At 35.8% G+C, this 26,453-nt stretch carries 27 protein-coding genes and 5 pseudogenes; 6 read left to right on the forward strand and 26 right to left on the reverse strand.

Annotation, left to right across the window (positions count from 1 at the left end):
* Position 1 precedes the first annotated feature (1 nt).
* The 6 genes from AAGD59_RS04480 to AAGD59_RS04505 form a co-directional block, all read right to left on the reverse strand.
* Positions 2-433, reverse strand: coding sequence for a DUF2924 domain-containing protein (locus AAGD59_RS04480; RefSeq protein WP_265027999.1), 432 nt, complete (start codon positions 431-433; stop codon positions 2-4).
* Between the two features lie 4 nt (positions 434-437).
* Positions 438-911, reverse strand: coding sequence for an ankyrin repeat domain-containing protein (locus tag AAGD59_RS04485; RefSeq protein WP_265027998.1), 474 nt, complete (start codon positions 909-911; stop codon positions 438-440).
* 38 nt (positions 912-949) lie between these two features.
* Complete coding sequence (locus AAGD59_RS04490; RefSeq protein WP_265027997.1) at positions 950-1,660, reverse strand: ankyrin repeat domain-containing protein; 711 nt, start codon at positions 1,658-1,660, stop codon at positions 950-952.
* A gap of 167 nt (positions 1,661-1,827) precedes the next feature.
* Positions 1,828-2,988, reverse strand: coding sequence for a phage tail protein (locus AAGD59_RS04495; protein WP_265027996.1), 1,161 nt, complete (start codon positions 2,986-2,988; stop codon positions 1,828-1,830).
* Positions 2,988-3,779 carry a baseplate J/gp47 family protein gene (locus tag AAGD59_RS04500; RefSeq protein ID WP_265027995.1) on the reverse strand — a complete coding sequence of 264 codons (792 nt, stop codon included), beginning with the start codon at positions 3,777-3,779 and terminating at the stop codon, positions 2,988-2,990. Before AAGD59_RS04500 ends, AAGD59_RS04495 begins: the two co-directional genes overlap by 1 nt.
* Before the next feature lie 2 nt (positions 3,780-3,781).
* Complete coding sequence (locus AAGD59_RS04505) at positions 3,782-4,033, reverse strand: hypothetical protein (RefSeq protein ID WP_265027994.1); 252 nt, start codon at positions 4,031-4,033, stop codon at positions 3,782-3,784.
* A gap of 128 nt (positions 4,034-4,161) precedes the next feature.
* Here AAGD59_RS04505 and AAGD59_RS04510 point away from each other — a divergent pair, with 128 nt between their 5' ends.
* The gene (locus AAGD59_RS04510) at positions 4,162-5,136 is read left to right on the forward strand and encodes an IS110 family transposase (protein WP_265027993.1); all 975 of its coding nucleotides are present in this window, start codon (positions 4,162-4,164) and stop codon (positions 5,134-5,136) included.
* Positions 5,137-5,225: 89 nt separating this feature from the next.
* On the opposite strand, the pseudogene AAGD59_RS04515 reads toward AAGD59_RS04510, so the two are convergent.
* From AAGD59_RS04515 to AAGD59_RS04605, 19 genes and pseudogenes are all read right to left on the reverse strand, one after another.
* Positions 5,226-5,399, reverse strand: a pseudogene (locus AAGD59_RS04515) (baseplate assembly protein W); the annotation flags it as partial.
* Between the two features lie 2 nt (positions 5,400-5,401).
* Positions 5,402-5,655: pseudogene (locus tag AAGD59_RS04520) on the reverse strand (PAAR domain-containing protein).
* Positions 5,652-6,116 carry a phage baseplate assembly protein V gene (locus tag AAGD59_RS04525; RefSeq protein ID WP_047759504.1) on the reverse strand — a complete coding sequence of 155 codons (465 nt, stop codon included), beginning with the start codon at positions 6,114-6,116 and terminating at the stop codon, positions 5,652-5,654. Before AAGD59_RS04525 ends, AAGD59_RS04520 begins: the two are co-directional and overlap by 4 nt.
* Entirely contained in the window at positions 6,103-6,576 is a 474-nt protein-coding gene (locus tag AAGD59_RS04530; protein WP_265027992.1) for a hypothetical protein, read from the reverse strand. The genes AAGD59_RS04525 and AAGD59_RS04530 overlap by 14 nt, the downstream gene beginning before the upstream one ends.
* Complete coding sequence (locus tag AAGD59_RS04535) at positions 6,573-7,085, reverse strand: phage tail protein (protein WP_406833170.1); 513 nt, start codon at positions 7,083-7,085, stop codon at positions 6,573-6,575. Before AAGD59_RS04535 ends, AAGD59_RS04530 begins: the two co-directional genes overlap by 4 nt.
* Positions 7,078-7,371 carry a hypothetical protein gene (locus AAGD59_RS04540; RefSeq protein ID WP_265027991.1) on the reverse strand — a complete coding sequence of 98 codons (294 nt, stop codon included), beginning with the start codon at positions 7,369-7,371 and terminating at the stop codon, positions 7,078-7,080. Before AAGD59_RS04540 ends, AAGD59_RS04535 begins: the two co-directional genes overlap by 8 nt.
* A 17-nt stretch (positions 7,372-7,388) precedes the next feature.
* Positions 7,389-8,393, reverse strand: coding sequence for a major capsid protein (locus tag AAGD59_RS04545; RefSeq protein ID WP_265027990.1), 1,005 nt, complete (start codon positions 8,391-8,393; stop codon positions 7,389-7,391).
* Positions 8,394-8,430: 37 nt separating this feature from the next.
* The gene (locus AAGD59_RS04550) at positions 8,431-8,805 is read right to left on the reverse strand and encodes a head decoration protein (RefSeq protein WP_265027989.1); all 375 of its coding nucleotides are present in this window, start codon (positions 8,803-8,805) and stop codon (positions 8,431-8,433) included.
* A gap of 76 nt (positions 8,806-8,881) precedes the next feature.
* Positions 8,882-9,922, reverse strand: a complete 1,041-nt coding sequence (locus AAGD59_RS04555; RefSeq protein WP_341812883.1) for a S49 family peptidase — start codon at positions 9,920-9,922, stop codon at positions 8,882-8,884.
* A 23-nt stretch (positions 9,923-9,945) separates the two neighbouring features.
* The gene (locus AAGD59_RS04560; protein WP_341812884.1) at positions 9,946-11,352 is read right to left on the reverse strand and encodes a phage portal protein; all 1,407 of its coding nucleotides are present in this window, start codon (positions 11,350-11,352) and stop codon (positions 9,946-9,948) included.
* A complete protein-coding gene (locus tag AAGD59_RS04565; RefSeq protein WP_237350031.1) occupies positions 11,349-12,053 on the reverse strand; it encodes a glycoside hydrolase family 25 protein in 705 nt (234 codons plus the stop codon). Before AAGD59_RS04565 ends, AAGD59_RS04560 begins: the two co-directional genes overlap by 4 nt.
* On the reverse strand, positions 12,050-12,274 hold the full coding sequence (locus tag AAGD59_RS04570; protein WP_114517333.1) for a gpW family head-tail joining protein: 225 nt from the start codon (positions 12,272-12,274) through the stop codon (positions 12,050-12,052). Before AAGD59_RS04570 ends, AAGD59_RS04565 begins: the two co-directional genes overlap by 4 nt.
* Positions 12,275-14,101: a phage terminase large subunit family protein gene (locus AAGD59_RS04575; RefSeq protein WP_341812885.1), complete on the reverse strand. Its 1,827-nt coding sequence runs from the start codon at positions 14,099-14,101 to the stop codon at positions 12,275-12,277.
* Entirely contained in the window at positions 14,098-15,582 is a 1,485-nt protein-coding gene (locus AAGD59_RS04580) for an ankyrin repeat domain-containing protein (RefSeq protein WP_341812886.1), read from the reverse strand. Before AAGD59_RS04580 ends, AAGD59_RS04575 begins: the two co-directional genes overlap by 4 nt.
* A gap of 3 nt (positions 15,583-15,585) precedes the next feature.
* Complete coding sequence (locus AAGD59_RS04585) at positions 15,586-16,065, reverse strand: hypothetical protein (RefSeq protein WP_341812887.1); 480 nt, start codon at positions 16,063-16,065, stop codon at positions 15,586-15,588.
* A gap of 28 nt (positions 16,066-16,093) precedes the next feature.
* Positions 16,094-16,696 (reverse strand): annotated as a pseudogene (locus AAGD59_RS04590) (DNA-methyltransferase); the annotation flags it as partial.
* A 155-nt stretch (positions 16,697-16,851) separates the two neighbouring features.
* Positions 16,852-18,324, reverse strand: coding sequence for a group II intron reverse transcriptase/maturase (ltrA, locus tag AAGD59_RS04595; RefSeq protein WP_264378235.1), 1,473 nt, complete (start codon positions 18,322-18,324; stop codon positions 16,852-16,854).
* A 590-nt stretch (positions 18,325-18,914) separates the two neighbouring features.
* Positions 18,915-19,535: pseudogene (locus tag AAGD59_RS04600) on the reverse strand (ParB N-terminal domain-containing protein); the annotation flags it as partial.
* Positions 19,536-19,637: 102 nt separating this feature from the next.
* The gene (locus AAGD59_RS04605) at positions 19,638-20,105 is read right to left on the reverse strand and encodes a Holliday junction resolvase (protein WP_341812888.1); all 468 of its coding nucleotides are present in this window, start codon (positions 20,103-20,105) and stop codon (positions 19,638-19,640) included.
* A 626-nt stretch (positions 20,106-20,731) separates the two neighbouring features.
* On the opposite strand from AAGD59_RS04605, the gene AAGD59_RS04610 reads away from it, so the two are divergent.
* From AAGD59_RS04610 to AAGD59_RS04620, 3 genes and pseudogenes are all read left to right on the forward strand, one after another.
* Entirely contained in the window at positions 20,732-21,013 is a 282-nt protein-coding gene (locus tag AAGD59_RS04610; RefSeq protein WP_264376457.1) for a hypothetical protein, read from the forward strand.
* A pseudogene (gene rhuM / locus AAGD59_RS04615) lies at positions 20,955-21,276 on the forward strand (RhuM family protein). Before AAGD59_RS04610 ends, rhuM begins: the two are co-directional and overlap by 59 nt.
* A gap of 47 nt (positions 21,277-21,323) precedes the next feature.
* Complete coding sequence (locus AAGD59_RS04620; protein WP_264376582.1) at positions 21,324-21,620, forward strand: virulence RhuM family protein; 297 nt, start codon at positions 21,324-21,326, stop codon at positions 21,618-21,620.
* 1,110 nt (positions 21,621-22,730) lie between these two features.
* Here the strand turns inward: AAGD59_RS04620 and AAGD59_RS04625 are convergent.
* Complete coding sequence (locus tag AAGD59_RS04625) at positions 22,731-24,863, reverse strand: AAA family ATPase (protein WP_265028027.1); 2,133 nt, start codon at positions 24,861-24,863, stop codon at positions 22,731-22,733.
* Between the two features lie 231 nt (positions 24,864-25,094).
* Here AAGD59_RS04625 and AAGD59_RS04630 point away from each other — a divergent pair, with 231 nt between their 5' ends.
* Positions 25,095-25,589, forward strand: a complete 495-nt coding sequence (locus AAGD59_RS04630; RefSeq protein ID WP_213864031.1) for an RNA polymerase sigma factor — start codon at positions 25,095-25,097, stop codon at positions 25,587-25,589.
* A gap of 52 nt (positions 25,590-25,641) precedes the next feature.
* Positions 25,642-26,451: an ATP-binding protein gene (locus tag AAGD59_RS04635; RefSeq protein ID WP_265024760.1), complete on the forward strand. Its 810-nt coding sequence runs from the start codon at positions 25,642-25,644 to the stop codon at positions 26,449-26,451.
* Positions 26,452-26,453 lie beyond the last annotated feature (2 nt).

The raw sequence follows: 26,453 nt of genomic DNA on the forward strand, positions 1-26,453 counted from the left end.
TTCAACTTCCATTTTTATCACGCATTCCAAATAATAAAGGTCCATTATAGCTCATTCCCATTATTCTGCCTGCCACCGCTGACAATGACGTAAAAAATTCTTCTCTGTAGATTAAACCCTTATCTGTTACCATTACTGCATGCGTTTCCTCACCTCTCTCCAATATCAACTCTGTTCCTGCTACTGGAAGTTTGTCACTACTTATTCTTTTTCCTTTCTCTAGCCGATCTGCCAGATACTCTAGTCTTTTTGCTCCTTTTCTTGACATTTCTCCATACGCTTTTTCCTGCATTCTATAAGCTAATCTTGGTATCAGATATTTCTTTGAATACCTAGGCGCTTCTTTCCCATATACCTTCTTCCATATTTTTTTCAGCTCATCCAAAGGTTTTCTCTCTAAATTCATTACTTTCTTTTCTGTTTCTTTCTCCATATTTTTAGCCTTTCATAAATAACTTTTCAATTCTGTCTGTTTCTTTCTTCAATACTTCAGCTACCTCTTTACTATTTTTCGCATAATCCATCGCTGTCATTCCAAATTTATCCGCTTGCTCTATTTCTGCTCCAGCTTTTACCAGCTCCTCCACTATTTCTTTTTCACCTACCATGCACGCAAGGTGTAGAGGTATGCATTTATTTCCATATTCCTCAGCATTTACGTCTGCTCCTGATTTTATCAATTCCCTCACGATTTCTAGACGTTTCTCCGTTACCGCTAGGTGCAGTGCTGTGTATCCTTTCACATCTGCTGCATTCACATTCGCTCCTTTTTCGACTAATAACTCCACTGTTTTTACCTCTACTGCATAATGTAGAGCTGTTCTTCCTTTTTCGTCTCTTTCATAAATATTTTTAAATGATTTCTCTAATAATCCTTTTGCTGACTTATTAAATTTGCCAAGCTTTAACATAATCCACCTCACCTTTTCTTTAAATTTTAATCCTTCTTTTAAGCATTCCTTTTCGCTACCTCATCTATCATTTCATTCACTTGGCTTATTATCTTGCTTGCTAAATTTTGACATTCTTCCTTTATTAGTGACTTATCTTTCTTCCTTATTTCTCCTATCTCTATTATTTTTAGCTCCGGTAAATAACTCCCATTCAACATGTCTGCTATTTCTCCCACTAACCTCTCTATTCCATAGCAGGTCAGTTCTCTACTTTTTGTTATTCCTCCTTGTTCTCTCAGAAATTTACTCGCCTCTTCACTCTCTTTGCTATCACATAGACGATACTTTTCACTTTCCCAGATGTAATACATTGGTGTTGCACCGTACTTATTCAGTTGATTAACTTCAGCTCCCGCTTTTACTAGCTCTTTTATTATTTCAACTTTTGCTCCTCCTATTTTGCACGCAGAGTGGAGTGGCGTACATCCAGTGACATATTGAGTGGCATTTACTTCTGCTCCTTCCCTTAGCAGCACTTTTACATTTTCTAAACTTTTTGCGAATACTGCACAGTGTAGTGGCGTATAACCATTTTTATCTCTTGCATTAACCTCTGCCCCTTTTTTTATTAATAACCTTATTGTTTTGTAATTGGAGATTTCTACTGCTTGATGTAATATCGTCTCTCCTTCTTCATTTCTTTTATTAATATCGTTACTTGATACTTCTTTAAAAAACTTACTAAAAGATTCTTTGCTAAACTTCATACTTACCTCACAAAACTAGCTTTTCTAGCGTTAGATAAATTTCTTATATTTACCTGCTGCTATTCAAGTCATGTCCTTTTTAGCATGAGAAAGCAAGTCTTTTTCTTTTTATTTCATACACTTTTACCTATTATTAATATAATATATGAGTATCTAAATATAAGTACTTAACTTATTAGAGATATTATTCGACTATCTTTCCAACTTCTGTGCAAATGTCGATGTTCATGCCACTTCAGTACTCCCGGGTAAAATACTAAAATGTGCTTTTCTAATTCGTGTATTGAGTCTTTTTGCTCTGAATCCAAATCATTTTTATAGTAAACGTTGTGTTCTGCTAAAACATATTTTCTGACCTTCTGATCTGTATAATTTTCTACTTTATAGTTGTGAGTAACGCTAAACCTTTCTAAAATTGGTTTGTGTTTTAAATTCCAACGTTGCCATGAAAGTTTATCGTTTCCCAATACAAATTTATTTCCTTCTTCTTCTATGCTACCAACCGGAAAGCACGCATTTATTTCTTCTAAGTTCCAACTGTCCGATAATATAACTTGCGCCTTCGCAAACTTAATTTCTGGTAATAAACTCTGTGGTAATGGATATAGTGCTTTTAAGTTATACCACTGATGACTTCTTTCATAGACGCCTTTGTAATCTTTTGTATGAGGCTCTGTTTCTCCAAGTACTGCTACATCTAATCGATATATGTCATTACTAAATGTTTGTTCATAATGGTTGCGTAGATAACTCTCTATAACCTTAATTGACGTAACACTAAACCTGAAGAAATTTACTCTTCCAAACGATAACACCGGTCCATCTTTTTCTATTTTTACCCCTGAATAGTCAGAAAGAAGATCTCCAAATAAACTCTCATCCAATATAAATCTTTGCGCATTATAATAATCGTTAAAAATCCTCATCAATCTGGATCTTACAGGCAGTGATAGTTTTGCCAGCTCTACTACTGCATCTACGAAGAAGTCATTTGGTACCTCTTTTATCCCTACTTGCAACTCAAAAAAGTGTTTACCGGGTGGTTCTTCGATGATTGTAATGTCTTCTATATTTGCCCACTTGAGTGCTATTTTAAGTGATTTAGGTGTTCCTCGCAGTCTTTGAAATTTTACTCCTTTTACTATGGCTCTTCTTTTATCTTTTACCCAGCGTAGTATTTCTTCTAAACCATATTCTTCTATTATCCACGGCAATGTTTCTTCTTCCAATCTAAACTTAAATCCCCTGATACAGCTTGGATCTACTTTATAATCTATCGCATCTACTAGCGCTTTTTCCTGTTTTGTTGCATTTGGTGGCAGTAACATTAATTCAACTCAATCTTTAAATTTCGCAAATTTGCACATTCATTTCCTAGCACTACAACATCTTCTTTTGGCTCGATTAATTCCACATTTTCTACACCCTCTACAAATAGATTCGCTATTATCCATGATCTTGTAACACTCCACCCTAATCTTTTTGCTAATTCAAACTTCTTAATAAACTGCTTCTTGATTTCCTCCTTTGATATTATAGGACTTATACTCATTCTGCTGTGAATATCTATTTCCATAATATTGCAACCAATCACTGTTACTGTATCTGTTAAAACCCTTATATCATCTCTAGTAACCTGCTTTTTTACAATTTCTAGTAGCTCTTCTGACAATATGCCAGTTGTGGATAATTGTGTTGATAAGATTGAAATTTGTACTTTTCCTGGTATAGGTGATTCTACTAATGCATCTTTTACTCTACTATCTGCCGACAGTGCATGATACCTATAATACTCCTTGCTTCCACACGTGCTTGAGCCTACTATCTTTGCTTTAATTCTTTTTCTAAATCGTTCATCATCTTCTTCTTTTTGCCTCTCCACTCCATAAAACTCAGCTAAATTATCAAGATCTTCTCCTGTCGCAAATTTTAGTAAATTGCTCTTTACTGATTCATTTATTCTTTGTCTTAGTAACAATTCCCTCCATGCTGCTACTTCTAATACCTTCATCGCTGGGTCGCTTTCTACTAATGCTGTAAAACTTTTCACTAACTCTTCCTTCATCCGAGAAAAAATCTCTTCAAAGTTCAGTGGTTCGATAATATTTGGCTGCTGCATTTTTAAACAACTACTCCATTAATATTTATGAACTTACCTTCTGAAAGATAGACACCTTCTAAATTCAATGTTACTCTCCCTTCTTTTACTCCTTCAACTTTTACTTTTTCTAACTTAAATCTCTTTTCCCATTTTTCCAAAGCTTCTGCTGTTGCTGCATATATCTTATATGTTGAAATTAAGTCTTTATAAGTATTAAGAAGTAGTAATATAAAGATGTATAGAGAAGAGGAACCGGCATAGATCTTGGTCATAAGGACCGTATTGGAGCAAGGTTCTCTTCTCTGGTTTATTATACTGAAAGTTCCGAACAACTGACTGAGCTTTTAGGCTCGTATATAAGGCTGGAAAATGCAGTATATGTTATTATTACGGAGGAATTATGAATTCATCAAACATTATTGCTGGCATTGATGTTAGCAAAAGTAAATTAGATATCCACATTCACCCACTTGAGCATTATAAAATATTTGAAAACAATGTACAATCCATTGATGAAATGCTGGACTTTTTACGTTTGCATAATGTAACCAAAGTTGGTCTTGAGGCAACTGGTGGATACGAAAAATTATGTACCTATACTTTACTAAGCAATGGTTTTGAGGTGTACGTCATTCAACCTAGATGGGTTAGAGACTATGCTAAAAGCCTTGGTATTACTACAAAAACTGATAAAATAGACTGCAGTATCATTTCACGTTATATCAACAACACAGGTATGCGTGTTACTCCTTTAACAGTTGATAATGGTAATATTGATTGCTTGAAACAAAAACTATCTCGTAGAAACCAACTTGTAGAAATAGCAAAAATACAAAAAACCCAAATCCAACAGGTAACTGATACATCTATAATCAAACAAATAGAGGAGCTTCTCGCGATTTTACGTAATCAAATTAAAACTTTAGAAGATGAAATGATTACATTTATCGGTCAAAATCAAGAGCTTAAAAGAAAATACATATCAATAACTAGTATACCAGGCGTAAGCAAAATCACAGCCATTACTTTGATTTGCTATTTGCCCGAACTTGGAACCCTTCAAGAAAAGCAAATATCTAGCCTTGCAGGACTTGCACCTTTTAATCGAGACAGTGGTTTCAGTAAAGGAAAGAGATGTATTCAGGGCGGTAGATCACAAGTTAGAACGGTTTTACACATGTGTATTCTCAGTGCACAAAAAGTTAATTCCTATATCAAACCTTTTTTTACTAGATTATATAGTCAATATAAAAAGCCATATAAAATTGCTTCCACTGCTGCTATGAGAAAACTGCTTATTCTTGCTAACTCTTTGGTCAAAGATGATAGGATCTTTACTGAGGAATATAGTCCTAAGACTGCTTCTATACAGTAATAGCGTAGCTGTGAATAAGTACGCCCACACAAATTTTAAGTACTTATTCACAGCTACATCAATTTTTCTATTGACTTTTAACACAACTGCTCAAGTGTTAAATCTCTATTTATTGGCTTATCCACCAATTCAAATAATCTTGAGCCATAATCTCTCCTCATTATTCTACTGTTAATAGGAGTGGTCAGTATATCAATTATCGACTGCTTTAAGTGCTCTATTCCTTCTAACGTCTTTCCTGTTTTAGCATCCATACCCTTCATTTCTATTTTGCAAAGACGCTTTCACTGCCTTTTATTACTTTAAACCCACATGAAACTATATCTCCTACTCTTCCTACACTAAGACCATTTGCAAACACTGTTTTTGATCCTTGAATCATTACTTTTCCTTCACTAAAACTGTCTCCTTGTCTACACATGACTTACCGTTTACAAAAACATTATTACTTCCGCTAATGCAGAAATGTGGTATAGCTTCTCCACAGTAGTCTCCTAACCTCACTATTCCTTTGTTCAATTTAAGTCGATCCTTTCTGCTTTCAGTTTTATTCCACTTTTTGTCATTTCTATCTCTGATTTTCCTACTTTGAAATTTAATTTATCCACTACAGAAATTTCAAGATTCTTGCTCTCTTTGTCATACAATAACTTTGTTCCATCTTGAAATACTAAACTGTTAATCATTTCACTATTCTCTGGAGCAGAATAATTTTGCTGATATATTCCAGCTAGTACTACTCCTAATGATAACTCTCCCAATGGTGACAATATTACTACCTGTTCATTTATGCTTGGTGGTAGCCAGCTTCTTTCCTCTCCTGCTCTAGAAGTTATCCATGGAAGAAAATCTGTTAAAAGTTCTCCTATCTTCACTCTTACTTTTGCTTTCTCATAATCTACTTCTTTTACAACTCCTATTCGTACAATGTTTGCTAACTTTCTTTGCAGCTCTGAAATAGCAAAATTACTCTCTAACATTTTCTTCTATTATAATCGTATGTGGCTTAATCTTATTTTCTGTCCATATCGATTTACCTAAATGAAGCTGATGACTCCAATCAACCATCCACACCAAATATGCATCTAATTCGGGTCTAAATCCGTCAATTTCTGCAGAGATAAATTCTCCTGGTGAAACATTTTCCACATTCCAAGTATTTTTATTTACTACTCTTGCTACTTCTGCTGCTAATGTTCTGACAATAATAGGGGCATTTTCTATTGTGCTATCAGTCACAATGCGTGCTTCAAATCTTGCTTTCAGCGCTAATTCCTCTGTTCCAGGATCTTTTCCCGATTCTAAACTCACAAGCTCTACAAATAACGCTGGCGCTAATAATTCTTTTCTTATCGATGGATAAATTTCACAAGTTTGAATTGCTGGTATTTCTCTCTTCAGCGTGGTACAAATTTTATCATGTAAATCTTTCAAATTCATCCTTTATAGCTCAATTCACGTTCAAAAAACTTTGTAAAGACTTCTTCAACTTCATAATTAACAAGATTCCCTATTATCCTTGAAGCCTCTGGTTCCAGTGGTAGTTTTACTTCCTTTATTGGAAATGCTGCTCTTCCTTCACGTTTAAACATACCGCTATTTCCTTTTGGCATAACTGCTGCAAATCCTCCTATAAACTCATGCTTTCCTACTTTCGATCCTCTTCTTGTTTTTTGTATTTTGCCAATTGTCGATGCTCTAATGTCATAGAGATTTGCTCTAATTAACACGTCTAATCTGCTAGTTTTCGCCTTAAAAATTCTTAATCTCTTTCTTATCAAACTTAATTTTATCTGCTTTTCCTCACTGATTTCCTTAGCTGCTTGCGCTTTTAACCATAGTGCCGTTTTGTTTAACGCTTTTATAGCTGCCAGTTTTATTTTCTGCTCTTTTCTTTCAATATTGGAGATTATTTCATTAATATTGTTACTAATTTTAATATCAAACACTTTCTATTGCCTCAATTTTCCATATTTCACTCGAAGAATCTTTTAACGGTGGTTCAAAAATCTTGTAGAACCTTTTTTCAATCTTGATATAATCGCCTATGCTAAAGGAAGTAACGTCCTGATCACGTATTTCTATAGAAGCAATTTGCTGAGTTAATGCTCCATCTGCACCTAGAGAGTACGTAGTCTCAGGACGTTTAATTAGCACTTTTATTTTTCGAATCGCCTCCTTATTTTTATTACAATATATGGCTTCCACTCCTAGATGATCAAAACAATCCTTCAATAACCTCTCTATAATCGTCAACTTGCAGTAATTTTGATTAATACTCCAGGTCTGTGGCACATTGGAAGAGGATTTGACTGCGTATGTAAATCTGTTCCTCTATCAAACCTCCTTGGTTCTTGTTTTGCATATAGTGGCTGTCCAAGTGTATTTACTGTCTCATTAAAATCTGCTGGTGCAAAATATGTTGTAAATGTGCTTGCTGTTCCTACTGGAAAACAGTGCCCTGTATCTTTCTCAATAAATCTTCTAACCGTTCCTTCAGGGTCAGTTGCTTGCCCCCTATATTCCTCAAACGTTATTCCACAGAATGTAAATCTTGACCTCATATCATTCCTTAGCGCTGCTCCTTCTTGCCATCTTTCATATGCTTCTTTTACTTTAGCATGAGAAGTTAGTGCATCAAAAAACTCAGGACTTACTAAGGCATGAATCCCGGTCATATATTCACCACTTAAGTTGTCTTCAATATGCCGCAATACTTCCAGACACTTACGTTTTACATCAGTTGTTGCTGTTCCAAGGGCAAAATTTACTACTTTTGGTGTTATTTCAAATTCATTATGCAGATTTAATAATTCACTGCCATCAGCATCTAAAATTATTCCTTTGAGCGCTCCCATACGCAAATGCTCTAATGTTATTGCATGTTTGTTTCTCATTAGCTGTAAATGATCGGTTATTACATCCGCCAGCGCTTTCAGTTCACTTTCTGATCCAAATGCCCTTATTCCCTGTACTTCCTCTGGTAACACTACATCATCATGTGGAATATGCGGAATCGTAAACGTTCTTACCTTTCTTTTTCCTCTTTTTCCTACTGTTGCTGGTGCTCCTGGAACTTGCGTTGGTAGTAAACTTAAAACTCCGTTATGTTCTTCTATTGTAATATGTCTAAATCTTACTGACCTATTTGGAAATAAATTTAAATTTTCAACACGTCCATAATTTATCGGCAATATATTCATCGCATTTGTTAGTGCCGTCATGCTAAATGCTGTATTTGTAAATGGATTTTGCATTTTTTCTTTTCCCCCTTTTGTATTTTTAATAGTTTTTTTAAGCTCCCTTGCGGATAATGATCCCTCGTGCTTCAAGTTGCTTTATTGCTGCAGCTTTTTGCTCTTCAGTGATATTTGCTGGCCACACAATTGCATGATCTGCTAGCATTGCACTGCGAGTAATAATTACTCCTTTCATATCAGAATCTTTGCTATGTATATCGGTTGTAATTACTCCTACTGCTGTTTGTGTGCCGTCTGTTCCAGTGGGGTTCAGCACTCTAATAAAACCATCATCTGTCTTCTTGGCAACTACTGTACCAAGTTTAATATTTTGACCTTTCGCTACAGTTATTTGGTCTCTTGAATATAGACTTGATGCCTCATACTTTAATAAGTCACCCAGATTATTTTGTTCAGTTATACATGTCATATTTTCTTTTCTCCTTTTTTTTCCTTTAGTTTACCGCCATGTTTGTAGTTGTTGTACGCGGCGGTTATAAGAAAACTTAAATACTTGATTGCGCTCGAGCTTTAGCTACTTGTATCATCAAATCTTCTGATGAATTTTGTGGTAAAGCGCTGAAAATCTCAGCTTTTGCTGTTCGCTCTGCAAGTAACTCCATTAAAACTTCCCTTGCTTGCTCAACACTTACGCTTTGCTCAATAAATTCTCCTATCTTTTCTGGCATCTTTGATACATTACATAATCTTATTATCTCTAAAATTTCTCTACGACAGTTTTCGTAGCCTTCATCAGTTAACTCATTAGTTGTCATACTAACACTCCTACTTTTATGATTATTGATAAATTCAAAAAATGTTGTAACTCCATCTGCAAGACCTATTTCTACTGCATTTTCACCAAAGTAAAGCCCTGCTTCCGTTGATCGAATCTTTTCAATTGAAAGACCTCTGTTCCTTGCTATTAGCTGCAAAAACATTTCATATAGTCTTCCTACTTCTTTTTGTAAGCTTTCTAAACTTTCAGACGTCATTGGCTCATGCGGATTTAAATCATTCTTCCGACTACCAGCAAAAATTGTGGTGTATTTTATTCCCTGTTTTTCGTCAAATCCACTTTGATCTATATGACTTGCTATTACTCCTATACTCCCAATTCCTGAAGTGCGGGTGAGAAAAATCTTTTCAGCGCTAGAGGCTATAGCGTACGCAGCAGAATATGCATCATCATTTGCTATTGCAATAATTCTCTTTTTTGCTCTTGATTCATAAATAAAATCAGCTAGGTCAAAGACACCGTTTACTTCCCCTCCTGGACTGTCTATGTCAAGTAGAATCGTCTCTATGCTTTTATCTTCTAAAGCGCTCTCTATCTCTTCATGAATGTTTTCATACGAAGTCATATCTAAAATATGATCAAAAGCTTCTGTTTTTTTAGTCAAAACTCCATAAATACGTATTATTGCTATTCCTTTTGGGTTTATATGAAAATGCTTTAAGTTCTTAAAGATAGGTTGTTTGCTGTTATATAATGATAGTAGTTCAAAGCTTCTTCTCTCTACCATTACTGGTTTATTTATCCACATCACCTTCCTCCCCTTATTGTACTTTATGGCACATTAACGTCACAATCGAAACAAAGTCCAAAAGAATTAGCACGCTTTTGATCTTCTGCTATTTCTTGGTCAATTTCTTCTACATCGTAACCCATTTCTGATACTACTTCTGAGCGGCTCTTGAAGCCATTTCTTACCGCCATTTGCTGTGCTTGCTGATCTTTTAGCGGATCCACCCAATCAAATCCCTGTGGTATCCATTTTACTTCTTCTTTCGCTGCTTTTACTACTTTTTCATCTATACTCAGTTCTCCACAAAGCACTGCTAATTCTAGCCATCTACTCCATACTGGTCTGCAAAATTGAAATACTATAGTGTTGTGTTGCAGCATAGCACATCGACGACGAAACTCTATCAGCCCTGCTCGAATGGATGAATAATTAACACCGGTTAAATCTCCTGTTAGCTGCTCATATGTTATCCCTGTACCAATCGCTATTGCCCTGAGTTGCTGTCTTATAAACGCTTCATAACTTCCTCCAACATCTGACGGCTCTGAAAATTTTATGTCTTCTCCTGGCTCTAAAAGCTGCATTGTTCCAGGTTCTAGGCCAGATAGTGCTACTCCTTGCTCATTACTTTCACCTTCTCCTAAAATATTTGCTTCTGGATCGAGTCTCGTAATAAATCCTGCAAACATCGCCGCTGTCTTTTTTCTCACTAATTCTGCATCATCGTATTGATCAAGTTCATAAAGCTTTAGCAGTATATTAGAAAGCCATGGCTCTCCCCTAATTTGCCCAGGTCTTAGTGGTCTATAGATATGTAAAACATCGTTTGCTGGCACTCTTACTGACTCTCCAAAGGTATTTTCACCAGGGTGTTCTTTAAATAGGTAGTATGCTTCTCTTTGCCCAAGCCTGTTAAACTCAATCCCGTTTCTTATTACATTACCATTTCCTAAAGTTTGATTTGTTTTATTATCTAAATGTTCAGACTCAAGTACTTGCAGTTGTAATGGTACAGAAAATCCATCTTCGAGTTTACGATTTCGGAGGCGTACAAAACATTCTCCTCCCTCTATCATACTTCTGCATACTAGAGCTTGTAATCCATAAAAATCACTTACTCCGTTACTGTCTGCTTCATCTGTCCATTTTAGCCATAATTCTTGCACCTTCTTTCGAAATTCTCCATCTCTTGCTTTTGATTGCGGTTTTATTCCTGTTCCAATAGAGTTACTTACTATTGTATCAATAATATTTGCTGCATATGGATTTTTTCTTACCATATCACGAGAGCGGCTACGCAAGTGCTCAAGGCTTTGAGAAAGCAAATTATTTATGCTTCCCGCTTCTCCTTGCCAATACATTACCCTTCTTCCTGAGCCTGCTGCATCCCAGGCTGAACTTTTGATTTTTGGCTTGCTAAATAGTTGTTTGAAATTTTTCAGCATCATACTAACCAAAATTCTCTTAATTCTTTTAATGTGCCGTTAAATTTATTTCTGTCACATTTTCCGATTCCACTTACTTCATGTGGCTCTGGACCATTTTTACCGTCGGTGTATTGCCATAAAATCCACTTATTCCAGCCTTGCGGTAAAACAGGTTGATCTCCATATCTTGCTATCCATAATGGACATTTAGTCAAAATTGGTGTGGCAAAATCTTTCAAAAAATTAGCACCTCCATACACTAAAGGTGAACGCCCTGTTTCTTCTTGAACTTTTTTAATAAAATCTTCTGCTTGTCTTGGTTCTATATTTTTTCCACTTTCGTTCTCTTCAATATCAAGAGCAACAATTGTATTTTTAGCTTTACCCACTGTATTCAAAAAGTGATTTGCTTGATCCTTTCCATCTTCCCCTACACCGAAATGATATGAACCCCATAATAGACCCAAGTCTTCAGCTTCTTTTCTTCTTTCTTTGTATTTTGAATCTATGTACTCTGTTCCTTGCGTTGCCTTATGAATTACTCCAACTATACCACTCTCTTTAGCTAACTCAAAATCCACATTTTCTTGCCAATGTGACAAATCTATTATTCCATTTACTGAACTCTCTCTATTGTCCCATAGTTTTATGAAAGTTTTTAATTGCTCTAAAAATTCAGAATATTCCTCTTTTACAACTTTTCTCAGAAAATTTTCCCTCATATAACTCCTTTATTTGTTGCAAAAATAATCTTTCGTTTAGGCTTCATTCCAGCAATCTTTAGTTCACCTTTGATGCGTTGTCTTAAGCTCAGTAGATCCTTTATCTGAACTTCAGCATATCTCACAACATGATCACCATATGCAATTGATACCACTCTTTCGCCACTCTGAAGCTTCTTTATTGCTTGTTCAACTTGAATTAAATAATCTTCGTTATACATTTATTGCTTGCTGATCCATTTGCTTTTGACTATTTTCTTTGATTTTTTATTTTCCGGTTTTTCACTTAAACTATTCCATTTACTCTCTGGCCATCTGTCTACTCCCAGTGCTATCGATGCTGCTCTTGCGTAAATTCGGCAATCTAGTACTTCATTTCTTTCTCTTACCTTTTGCCACTCCTGTTTTGTGTATCCTTTTACTACCTTGCTGACTAATTGCTCTGCCGTTAGCTGCTTAAAATATTCAGGTACATACTCAGGAAAATGACAATATCCTGCTGGAGCTTCTTCACCTTCTTTTAAAACATTAAGTAATTGAAAAAGCTCTGACTTTAATATCGATACTCCTACTGGCCAGAGCTTTATTCCTCTTTTCAGCTTTTGACCACCAACTGTTATATCTACTCTGCTTGGACTGCTAAGTGGTACTAGAGCTTTATTTACACCTTTCACTGCCATTACTCTTCCAGATCCTTGATGACCTCTTACCCAGTTGTATACTTCTTGCGTTGCATATCCAGCATCTACTGCCATCATACTTATCATATATTCAAGCCCATTTTCACCGATAAAATGATGATTGAGGAGCTCCGAAAGCTTTCCCCATACTTCTCCACCTCCTGTATCTCCTTCAAATACTCGGTAGTCTATTGACCAACTTTCACGACTTTTTCCCCATGCTACAACTTCTACTTCTAAACGATCTTTTTGGACATCAACACCTGCTGTGAGAACTACTTCGCCTTTTGGTACTGTGCCAATCTGAAAAAATTCTCTTCTGTTAAATAATTGCTTCCAGTCTGGTACTTCTCCTTTATCTACCCAAGTTTCTCCAAGCGTAGTATTTATCCAAACTTTCAGTAATTGTTCACTTTCTTTGGCATGGAGAAAATCTTCTACTGCTTGTTGCCAACTATACCAACCAACTGGACTGTAAAGACTTGAAAGATGAAATCCTTTTTTCTCACCTTTTACTCTATTAGTAGGTCTCCATTCTCCACGCTCAAGTATCTCTGTCTTTTGATGATTTTCTATTTTGCCGCTACATTCAGTGCAGACATAATGTGCTGTTCTTGAGTCGTTGTTCTCCCATTTAATTTGTGGCCATTTTAATACTTGATAGTAATTACAATGCGGACATGGTACAAAAAAATATCTCTTATCTGTTGCTTCAAATTCTTTCTCAATTCTGCTTATTCCATGAATCGTTGGCGTTGACACTAAAAAAATCTTTCGCCGTGCAAATGTATTAGTTCGTGCAATACTGAGCAGTACTGGATCTCCTTCTCCTCCTGAATCTCCTGGGTAGGCATCTATTTCATCAAGAAAGAGATATTTTACTGGCATAGATCTCAGTGCTACACTGCTATTTGCTCCGGTTATTACTACTATTCCACCTGGAAATTCCTTACTTTGTACAGTATTGCCTGAATCTCTTGATCTTGGGTCTTTTACTTTACTTTTTAAACATGGTGTACTTTCAATCAGTGGCGCAAATCTTCCTTTTGACCAACGCTTTCCCATTTCAACTGTTGGCTGTACTACTAGCATTGGTCCTGGTGTTTGATCGATGATATAGCCAATCCAATTGTTGCCAGCTTCTGTTCCTCCAATCTGCGCTCCCTTCATAAATACTACTTTTTCTGCTGGTGAGGACGGAGAAAGTGAATCCATGATTTCTTTTAAATAAGGAGTTCTTTCCGTTCTCCACTTTCCTGGCTCTGATGCTGCAGTTGGTGCTAGAACTCGATACTCATTCGCCCACTCTGATACTTTAAGCTCTGGATCTGGTTTTAAACCTTCAGAAAATGATGTGGCGTATATCATATTGCTAGCTCTTCACCATCATTAGATGATACTTCAACATCACTTAAATTAGGACTTACGCTCTCACTTGTTTTCTCACTTTCGAGTTCAATAAACATTTTCTTTTCAAGCGCTTCTTCTATATACTTCTGAATTAAATTACTCATTACTATTGCAGCTATGAGTGCAACTATTCCCACCATTACTGCAGCTATAATGTTAGGGTAAATTCCCACTATCGCTATTGCACATACTGTTATAGAAACACAGATGATATTGATATATTTCTTTATTTTTTTGTCTGCTATTTTCCTTTCTTCAAAATATTTATTGCTCAATAAATGAAACGTTGGAAAGTTGTCATTTTTTCCAAATAAAACTATATCTTTTTCTTTGCTTAATAACTTTATCAGTTTTACGTTATTTGTTGTTATTGCGTACTGAAAAACATCTGTAGCATCTGCTCTTTTCTTTAGCAGTAATTTTACTATATTAAAATGTCTATTTATTGCTGCAAGATATATCGCTGATTCTCCTTTATTGTTTAAAATATCTACTTCAACTCCCTCTTCTAAAATCTCTTCTAGGAACTCCTCATATCCTTTTTTTGCAGCTAAATGAAGTAAACTGTTTTTATCTTCTCCATATTTACTACTCATTAAAATTTCCACTATATCTTGTTTATTCCTTTCTCTTGCATAACAAAATGGTGTTTTGCCTTTATCATCTCTAATCAAAGGATCTATATCTTCTCGCGTTAGTAAAACCTCTATTGTTTTAAGTCTTTCAGCATAATGTAATGGTGTTTTATTTTCATAGTCTTGTAAATTGACCTTGGAGTTTGGAGCATTTGTTAAACACCTTACAATATCCAAACACAAATCTCGTTCATCATAATTGCTAACGCTTACAGCATTGTGAAGAGGTGATAACTTTGTTGCATTTTCTCCACTACCGGTCCTATTTACATTTGCATCGAGGTCTACTAGTTTTTTTACTACTCCTATTTTCTTGTTGTTTACTGCATAATGAATTGCTGCGTGATTTCTCGCATCAAGAATGTTCTTATCCGCATTTCCTTCTCTAATTAAAATTTCTACTATTTCTTCATTTCCAGCTCCTGCTGCTAAGTGTAATGCTGTATGTAGTAGAGCATTCTGCTCATTAACATTAACCCCTTTGTCGAGTAAAAACCTTACAGCATTTGCTTCATTCAACATCGCAGCTAAGTGGAGTAAGCTATCTTGCTCTGATCCGTATTTGTTATTAATTAGCGCCTGTAATATTTCTTCTCTTGCACAAGAGAGCGCACTTTTACCATCATCATCAGTGATCAGTGGATTAATATTTTTCCTGTTCAGTAAGAGTGCAACCATACCAAACTCGTTAATTTCTACTGCATAATGCAGCGGTGTCTTTCCATTTAATCCTCTAACATTTACATCCACTCCTGGTTGATTAATGAGACACTTTATTAATTCTAAACTTAAGTTAGCAGACATTATTTAAAACTTAATATTAGATAATTCTTGTAATGAGTTTGTAATCTCTTCAGTTAGCGCCATATGAATCTTTTCAGTGTCACTCAGTGATGCAAGCAGCGCTGAAACTCTATTTGGAATATTAAGCAAATTATTACGGACAACTCTTGCTACATTAAATGCTTCGGTTTTTACCTCCTCTACTGACACAAGTTCTCCTATCTCAGCCCTAGCTTTTGCCTCAAGAAGTTTACCTCGTTCCATTTCATTTTTTATTCTAGTTTTTAGCAACATCGTGGAAAGGTTACTTGTATTTTCATTTTCTGGATTTTTCCTCCTCAGTGGCTGACTTGGATCTCTTATTGCCGCTACTGCTTCATTTGCTTGTTCTCTATTGATCAAACCATCCTCCAACTCAACTATTCCTTTTTTTACTAAATAACAGACATATTGCTTTGATACTCCTATCTCTCTTGCCCATTCTGTTTGTGTGATCTTTTCCACTCTTTTCCTCCTCTCTTTTCGCTCCTTTTTACGAATTTTCTTCTTGAATTTCTGCAAAAGTTTTACCAGTACCAGAAAGAATAGCTTCTCTTCCGGTATATATTTGCCAACGTTTTATCGTTACATCTACAAATTTTGAATCTAGCTCTATTGTCCTACAAATTCTTCCTGTTCTCTCACATGCAATCAGTGTACTTCCAGATCCGCTAAATGGATCAAGTACTATGTCTCCTGGTCTACTGCTATTAACTATTGCTCTCTCCATTAGCTCTACTGGCTTCATCGTTGGATGTAGTGTATTGTGCGTTGGCTTATCATAAAACCACAGATCACTTTGATTTCTTCCTCCATGCCACTCACGTTTATTGCCGCTTTTCCATCCATAAAGCATTGCTTCGTATTGTCTTTGATAATCTGATCTTCCTAGCGTAAAGTGATTCTTTGCCCAAATGATAAATGTTGACCATTTTCCTCCTGCTTCCTCAAATACTTTTTGCAAAGTTGAAAACTCTGATGATGATATGCAGATGTAAATTGCACCTTTCGTATATGCTAAAATATGGGAACAGATGTCGTAGAGAAAAAGTTCGTACTTTTCACCTTGATTATCGTTTAATATTTTTTTATCTTGACTGCTACGCCGGGTAGAAAGAGAAGCGTTGCCGCTCCTTTTCCCCCTAAGAACCGTACTTGACAGTTTTCCGTCATACGGCTCAAGCCTTTCAAAGGCAGATTTATTTGCCCGGCTGTTATCGATAGAAGACTGGTTCTCAAGTTTCGTCATAATTACTTCTCCTTAATACAATGTTGGTATTTCTTTCTTTCAAGATTTCGCTTGAAAAAGTATGAATTAAACTTTGGATCATAGGGATTAGCATCTGCTCTTATTTTGACATGTCTCACAATCGGAATTGAGGCAGCTTGCATTAAAGTTACCATGCTACCTTGTCCTTTATCTTTTGAAGACTTAGCAAAGAAGGTCCAGTTATTATTGCCAATGGTGCAAAAGTATCTCTGCTTTCTCCATTGAAAATTTTTATTTGGATGCCTTCTTTTAATCCATCTCAAAAGCGCACCAAAGATCTTATGATCGACATAGTTGAACACTTTCTTTGACACAACATGACGGTAATAATTTGTCCATCCTCTGATCTTAGGATTCAAGGTGTAGATAAGTTGTTCCGTTGTTATTGTGCTGTGAAGTCTCATGGTTTCCAGGATCATTTTTAGGAACTCTTTGATACTTGCTTTAGAAGGCATGATCAAGAGCTTTCCTCGATACTTTCGAATCGTAAATCCTAGAAAATCAAATCCTTCATCAATGGAAGTAATCTTAGTTTTTTCTACTGAGAATTCCAATCCACGCTCCTTCAAAAAGGCACACACTGCTGGTTTTACTTTGTTTTCAAGGACTTCTTTCGATCTTCCTGTAATAATAAAGTCATCAGCGTAGGCGGTAGTATTAACCTTATCGCGCCAAAAGGCAGATTTTTGGGCTGTCTTTTCTAAGCCTCTAAGGGTAATATTCATCAGTGTAGGAGAGATGATCCCTCCTTGAGGAGTACCTTCTTTAATGATATAAAAAGTGTTCTTATCCATGTATCCTGCTGTCAGCCATTTTTTCAGAATTTTCTTATCCATAGGGCAGTGTTCTAAAAGCCATGCATGACTAATGGAGTCATAACAAGATTTGATATCTGCTTCTAGGATCCATGGTGCCGATACTTTTTGGCACAACGTTTTAAAACATTGGTCAATAGCATCAGCAGCTGATCTTTTATGCCGAAAACCATAGGCATGACGATCTAAAATTGATTCTGAAACTGGTTCAAGTGCTTGCAGATAAAGAGCCTGCATTGCCCGATCCTTCATAGTTGGTATTCCCAAAGGACGTTTTTTTCCTGCTCTTTTTGGAATCCATACTCGTCGGAGCGGTTGGACGCAATATCCTCGACGCTTTAACGATTGAACAGCTTTGATCTTTTGTTGCGGTGTGCGCCAAACTAAGCCATCAACCCCAGGGGTGTTTTTTCCTTGATTTTGAGTGACTCGTTTAACAGCCAAAAGTTTTGCAGTAAACGAATGTGTCAATATCCATTGCAAAGCTTTCACTTTGCCGTACCTTCTTTCTCGAACAGCCTTTGCAATACGCATCTGGAGCTTTTTGACACCTATTATCACTTTAGTCCAATTAATAGATTCCCATGTAATTGTAGGTGTAGAGGATGCACCAATCGCTGAATATGTCAGTGTTGTCATTTGCTTTTCCTCATATATAAAAAGTTCTCCAAAATCTCTTACAAAGAAAGACCTATCGGACGTGGGCACACTTTTATGTCCAGTAATGTTTCAACTGGTATTCCCACCATTACAGTGAGACCTTTGCTTTTTCCGACATCCCAAACCTGCACTGCCATAAGCATTCCTTACAGTTTGCTGTCCCCACTATGGTAGGGAGCAAGTACAGGGTTTCCACGCTTCCCCAAAAGTAGCTTGTGAACTTAGGTGCCTGCTGTCGACCGAGAAGCTTATAGGTTACGGGAACACAACTACGAGATGTTCCTCCTGCTTCCAATGCCTTTTGGCCCAAGCGTATCAACCGCTTTCGCTTGTCAACGTTTACGGTCTTTATCACAGGTTCAGTTACCTTCACCTTATTCACTATCTAGCACTTACCCTCTGTATGGTTTGAGGGAGAATACGCCTTTTGCAATTTGTATCCCGCATAATGCTTTGTTACATTGTCAGGGCAGCTACTTAATTCATGCCCCTAGATTCATCCGGCAACACGGACGGTTTCTTCTTGATCTTTCTAAGAAAACCTAGAAAATCCTGAGAAACAGCTACTTCTGACGCCTTCGCGTCGCAACGTAATCAACGTTATATGGAGGATCACATACGGTAATATCTGCCATTTTATTATCTAATACCGCTTTATATGATTCAACTAAAGAGCTATCACCACAATAGATTCGATGATCACCTAAAATCCATAAATCACCTGGTTTTGTTATTTCTACCCTTTTTTCATCACCAACCAAGTCAGAAAGATCTTCTTTTTCACTATCTAAATCATCAAGGAAATGTTGAACTTTTTCTAGCTCAAATCCAGTCATTTTAAGATCAAACTGTAAATCTTCTAACTCTTGAATTTCTACTTTCAAAAGCTCATCATCCCACTTTGCCCAATTAGCTGATTGATTGGCCAGTAATCGAAAAGCTTTGGTTTGTGGTTCATTTAAATTATCACTTAAAACCACTGGAATACTTTCCATACCAAGCTTTCTTGCTGCTTTAAGTCTTAAATGACCATCAACCACAGTTCCATCGCTTTTTGCAACTATTGGAATACGAAAGCCAAATTCCCTGATTGAAGCACACATTCTGTTGACCACATCGTCATTTTTACGTGGGTTACGCTCATATTCAACTAGGTTTCGAGTAGGATAGTAGTGGATTGCTAAATTCATATCTTAATAATTAAAAAGTTAATATTCAAAATATATCTGACGCTAGAGAAGGCCTAGGGTCTGACCCACCAAACCCGCCATTATGGCCGAAAGGACCCACTTTTATGGTATTTTTAATATGTTAAAATCTTTACTAACATAGAACATTAATGCCAAAGCATCAGCCTCATTATCATCTCGAGGTGAAAAACTTTTTTCACGTATCGCTTCAATAACTTCACTCTTACTTGCATTGCCTTTGCCTGTGATAAAGCGTTTTATAGTTTTAACATTAACACCTTGGTAGGGAATATTGTTCTCTTCACACCAAGCAGACAGCACTGCAAGAAAACCACCATAGCAATGAGCTGCATCAGTTCCTAGATGTCTTCTTACTTCTTCAAAATACACTGCTTCAATGTTTGAGAACTTTTCCTTCATTTCATTTAGCCAGCTACGAAATTTTAAGAAGTGCATTCCACCTCCGCTAAACCGGCTACCATGAAAACTTTTGCTTCCACTTTCAATTATTCCATCTGTTAGAATTGCCCAGCCCGTTTGTTTGCCGAGGTCGAGTGTTAGGATTGACATTTGCTATTATTAAAATTACAAGTAGCACTTACTCCAAAATATCGTCTGGTTTCTGCAAAATACACTAGCAATTCATAGGTTTTTGTAGGCCAACAACGGAAATTCGAGAATTATGTGCTACTGCAGAAAGTTGTTTTCTTATTATATATATTCACCAAAATTACGAAAACTGTTCAATTTTTTTTGCAAAGGATAAAAATCGTGTTAGACTTACATGAAGATTTGTTCTATAGTAGTAAGGTTACTAAGAATGCCATTTAATTAAGTTTTAAAGGGTGCTACACTCGTTCTTTTACGCAGTGCTATATTTTAGCATCCATCTTTAAAATGAAGTTTTTACCTCATCTAAAAAAATACAAGTATGCTCAATGTTTGTTTGCCGAGTTTTGAATTGACACTTAAAGCTTTTGTATTTGAAGCGCATCCACAAACTATAGCCCTTCTATTATATATATACCGGATTTCTTACTACTTTTTCCGGGATTTTCTAAAAAAAAGTTAAAATAATTTTAAAACTGCTTATCAGCTAAAGAATAAAGCAGATAGTCCTCTATTTTTAGAGTTTTACAGTTGCTTGTCTTTTTTACAAATAACCCATATGCTACTTGAAGTAAGGTAGAGTAGATATGACAATAAATGGGAACGAAATTTTATTATATACAACTCCAGATGGAGACGTAAGAATTGATGTTTTGTATCGAGATGAAAACATTTGGCTTACACAAAAAAGAATGGCGGAGTTATTTGGTGTTAACATTAGAACAATTAGTGAGCACTTACAGAACATATTTGCTAGTCAAGAGTTAGATAAAGATTCAGTTATCCGGATTTTCCGGAATACTGCTGAAGATGGTAAACAGTACCCTACACAATTTTATAATTTGGATAGCTATTGGTTATCGAGTTAATTCTAAAAAGGCTACATCTTTTAGAGTATGGGCTACGAAAATTTTAAAGATCAAAGGATTTGCATTAGATAGCGAACGGCTAAAAAACGGCCCAAAGTTTGGTAAAGACTACTTCAATGAATTACTTGAAAAAATCAGGAGCATCCGAACGTAGGTTTTACCAGAAGATTACTGACATTTATGCTGAATGCTCTGCAGACTATGATCCAAATTCAGAAATAACAAAACAATTTTATGCAAAAGTACAGAATAAATTATATTGATGGCCTAACTGCAGCAGAGCTCTCGAGTTGACCACAAAAAACCAAATATTGGGCTAACTACATGGAAAGATGGTTCTGGCAACAAAATTCATAAGAGTGATGTGAGTACTGCAAAAAACTACTTGACTGAAAAAGAGTTGAGTGCATATTGTTTCCTAGATTATGCGGAACTTCAAGCAAGAAAGCATCGGCTAATAAAAATGCAGAATTGGGTTGAAAAGTTGGATGCATTTCTATTGTTCAATGATTATGAAGTACTTAAAGATGCTGGTAAAGTTAGTGCTGAAGTTGCAAAAGCTCTAGCTGAAGGAGAATACGAAAAGTATAGAGTTATACAAACATGAATCTGACTTTGATGAATTAAGTAAAGAAAGTGAGAAAATAACTACAACAAAAACCAGCTTGTAGTTGAGCTATCTGTGTTTGATATCTTGTCTATCACCTTTTGTTTTAATTTCAAGGGGGGTGAAAAATTGTCCCCACCCTTTAGAAAGCCCCGTATCTCTGCTTTTTATCTACCAATAATATAGTAGAAATATAAGTCTTTGTCTCCATTATACTAGATAAACCTGGAGACGTAAATAAATAAATTTTGATCTTTGTCTCCATTTTAAGGTAGCTTCTGTTTCTTCTTTTATAGCAGCAACTCCAAACTTTTTTCCTTTAGATTCATCTACAAATTATTTATAGAGATTACCTAAAAATTCAACTTAAGAGTTTTAGATGAAAATAGTTATATTTCAATAAGACCTCCAAAATAACCAGCTCTGGTGATATATATTCACCGAAATTACAAAAACTGTTCACTTTTTTGAAAAAGTATTTTACAATAAATAAGAAATATGATAGAATAAGCTGAGGTTTTTTGTAGCAAGTAAAAGTTTAAGGTAAAAGATAATTTAGAAATGCCTCATAATCGAGTTTTAAGCTGCCTTACATAAGTAACTTAGTTCTTGGTAGTATAATTGTACCCTGGAGTCGTATAATCACTTTAAATTCGCACTAAATGCAATTGCCTCAAGGTTGTATTTTTTTCATTAAATTTAAGTAATGTTTTGTGGTAATCTCTCTAGGTCTTCTTCATTTCTATTTATCCAATATATTTTATATTTATTATTACTGTTATTATTTATTACTATTATATATATATAATATATAAGGGTTTTAGGAAGCTAGAATCCGCCTCACTGGCTGACTTTAGACATGTGGTTTCTAGGAACGCTTTTAGGAACGTAGGCAAAAAAGCTAGCTCTCACGCAGAATTTAGATTCCTGATTTCTAATTACTGATTTAGGAACCTAGGAATTAGGAATGTAATACAATCATTGATGGTGCTATTTCTTAAGTGCTAAGTTCTAGTTGAGTGGATGTAAATTGATAGTAGCTATATAGATTGAAATGGCAATAGAGAAAACTGGGTAAACTCTAAAATATTTTTACCCATAAAAAAAGACTTATCCTAACATTAAATTTTCCATATAGCTAAAATCTTCAGCTCCAAGAGTGAATTTTCCTATACCACAAGCAAATGGTCCAGTTGGAATGTCAAGCCACTTATCCTCTCTTGAACCTGTAGACATCACTTTAACTAACTGCTTTACCTGCAAAAGTTCCTGTACCATACGCTCTAGTCTATCCCTTCCCATGCTGTGAAAAACTTCAGGTAGTCTATGGCGTTGCTTATATACTCCTGTGCTTCCTGTGTGAGTAAATGGATGCCCTGAAGCAGCAGATCGTGTAACTGCATCGATAAGACATATTTTAAGGTCTTTTTCACTAGCATTTTTAACTGTTAGTTGTATTGTTATATCTTCTAGTAGCCCTGTTTCCTGATTTCTTAGGTAAGTTCTTACAGTACGATCAGCTAACCCATTGGCCTTCACAACTGCCCCATGAAATAAAGCATTCTGTCTTGGTGTTTCTCCTACTGCCTTAAAGATCTCTAGCCTAGCTGTATTTTCTATTGGCCAAAAAGCGTATGAGCATCTAACACCATTAACAAGAGCAGAGGTACCTCTTATTGCATCTCTTGCTTGTTCAACAGTTAGTATAGGTTTTTCTCCTTTTGGTTTTCTCATGTGGTGAGCAGTAACAATTGAAGCTCCAGTACTATTTGCTAGATCAGACAATAGACACATCAGATAATCCCCTACAGCTGGGTCAGCATTTATATCTGCATGGATAAATGAAGCAAGTGGATCAAATACTATCAATTTCAGATCTTTAATTTTCTCGAGCTGTTTTATTATAGATTCGAATTCAGGAGAAACTTCGACAACTTTACCACGAACGTTTCTTAGTATTGTAAGTGATCCTCTGACGTTTGGCAGTGGTACAATAAATAGTTTGTCTTTATATTTTAATCTTTCACATTTAGGGTCAAGTCGTTCTAAGCGGCGATGTACTTCACCTGCATCATCTTCTGCTAAAAAGACTACCACTGATCCATGTTCAGTCACAAGCGAACCAAAACCACATATTTGATCTGTATCATTTACAACTTTGAGAGCCAAATCAAGTAGCAGCATTCCTTTTCCTGTGTCTCCCATAGCAGCAACTATTGAAGTAACGCCCAAAGGAAATATCCCTTCAACAAGAAATTTTTGCTCTGGTACTGGACCTACAAAGCGCTCTGCACTCCAATCTAAAATATTAAGTGGCTGTTTTATGGGTCTTTCTAAACTTTTCATATTTGAAGTATCAGTAGTTGGAATATCAGTAGCAGGTAAATTTATACATGGAGTTGAAGTTAAAAACTCTTTGACATCTATACCTTCCTCTACACAATCAGCAGCATCCCAGCCTTTTGTTTTATTTTGTGGAATATTAAGAACAACAAGTGATTCAACTCCGATTTCTAAAAGCTTTTTTTCAGCATTTTTAGCATATTTCTTACCTGCTTCATCATTATCTGGCCATATAATAATGTGTTTACCTTTTAGCGGAGTCCAATCAGTTTTCTCAATAGGTGCATTTGCTCCAGACATCGCTGTTGTTGCAGTTATTCCCTTCTCTATCAGCGCTTCTGCACATTTTTCCCCTTCCACCAGAACAATTTTATCAGACTTTAAGATTTCTGGAATATTATATAGAGGCCTTATTTCTGGTGATGCAAACTTAGATTGTTTGATATCAAAAGGCTTGTATACTTTTTTCTTTCCAGGAGGATCAGAACGATAAACTTTTACAATCACCTGACCATTTTCATCATAATAATTCCAACTTTGGGTAATGAATTTCTCAAAGTCTTCATCAACATATTGTTTCTCTCTGTATTTTTTATTATTTCCGAGCCATTCACTTATTGAAGCTATTACCTCAGGAAACTCTGTCCTTGCATTCTTTCTATGTACAGCTGCCCAAAGGTCGATAATGTCACCACCTTCTCCAGTTGCAAAATCATTCCATAACCCGGCTCTACTGCCACTTAGTTCTACTCTTAAACTTTTTCCTTTATTACCCCATATATCACCTACTTGAAACTCATTTTTGTGAAAAGTTCCGTTAGGTAGCAAGTACAAAAGACAAGATCTTAAGTTTAATAGAAGTTGTGCTTTAAGTTCTTGAACATTGTATGAATCACTCATGAAATTACCTGTAAGTTGAAAGTCTTGTTCTATATATTCACCGGATTTACAAAAACTGTTCAGTTCGTAGGTGCATTGTCTGATCAAAGTTTTGAGTGTCTGAGGTTTGAAAAAAGATTCCAGGTTTTCAGAGGGTAAAAAACTCACGATTGTCTGAGGTATTTTTTTCATGTCCTACAATATTTACTAAGAAAGTTTCATCCTTAAGTCTTTCATTTAAGGACACATCTTATGAAATCTCGAAACTCTTATTCAGGTATTGATCCTAAAGTTGTTAATTTAATAAAATTTTACGCAAAATATTATAAATCGCTTACTGATCAAGATATTGAAGACATAGAACAAGACCTCTTCTGTGAGTTTCTTTCATGCATAGATCAGTATGATAAAACTAAGGGCAGTCTTTCAACCTTTGCTAAGCAAGTTGTTAAAAATCGTATTAATAATCTAGTCCGTAAACACTCACGTACTACTCCTAAGCTTGAAAATAATGTGCAACAAGAAAGTTACTGCTTTGAAGATGAAACGATACTACGTATTGATGTTGAGCAAATTATTTCAAAATTACCAAAGAAGTGGCAAGTTTTATGTGAACAACTTAAACATCACAGCATTGCTGAAGTTGCAGACATGAACAATATGTCACGGACTACTTTGTACAACATTTTCAAGAAAATGCGATCTAAATTTGCACCTGTTTACGGAAAAAAGCATAAGAAAAATTGAACAGTTTTTTGAAATTTGGTGAATTTATATATAAGTGCATATAGGTAAAAACATGAAAATAATAAACAGCGAAGAAAGAGCAAAAATAGTCACAGGTGTGAAGATAGTAATCTTTGGCCCTTATGGAATTGGTAAAACTAGCTTACTCAAAACTCTCGATGAATCAACAACACTTTGCCTTGATTTTGAAGCAGGACTTCTAGCTGTACAAGACTGGAAAGGAGATTCAATCAATATGCGCACTTGGAATGAGGCCAGAGACATTGCTTGTCTTATTGGTGGTCCTAATCCTGCATTAAGGTCTGATCAAGCGTATAGTCAAAAACACTATGAGCATGTCTGTAGCAAGCACAAAGATCTTCTTTCTAAAGTTTCTAAATACCGATGCATCTTTGTGGATAGTATAACCGTTGCCTCACGTTTATGTCTATTATGGGCAAGAATGCAACCTGAAGCTTTTTCAGATAGATCAGGGAGAGAAGATAAAAGAGCTGCTTATGGCACACTTGCTCAAGAGATGATGGCTTGGCTCAATCAATTTCAACACATCAGAGATAAAGACATTATCATAGTTGGCACATTAGGTCAATATCTTGATGACTGCAATCGTCCAACTTGGTTACCTCAATGTGAAGGGGCTAAAACTGCTAGTGAAATTCCAGGTATTGTTGATGAAGTAATTAGTATGGTTGGAATCAAGAAAGATGATGGCACAGAGAAACGTTCATTTGTCTGTCAGACTATTAACTCTTGGGGATATCCAGCTAAAGACCGCAGTGGCTGCCTGAATATGGTTGAAGAACCGCATCTGGGTAAATTACTTGCGAAAATTAAAGCCAAAACTTTGGCTCCTATTGCTTAATT

It is taken from the genome of Wolbachia endosymbiont (group A) of Cephus spinipes (assembly GCF_964026895.1).
GTDB classification, from domain to species: domain Bacteria; phylum Pseudomonadota; class Alphaproteobacteria; order Rickettsiales; family Anaplasmataceae; genus Wolbachia; species Wolbachia pipientis.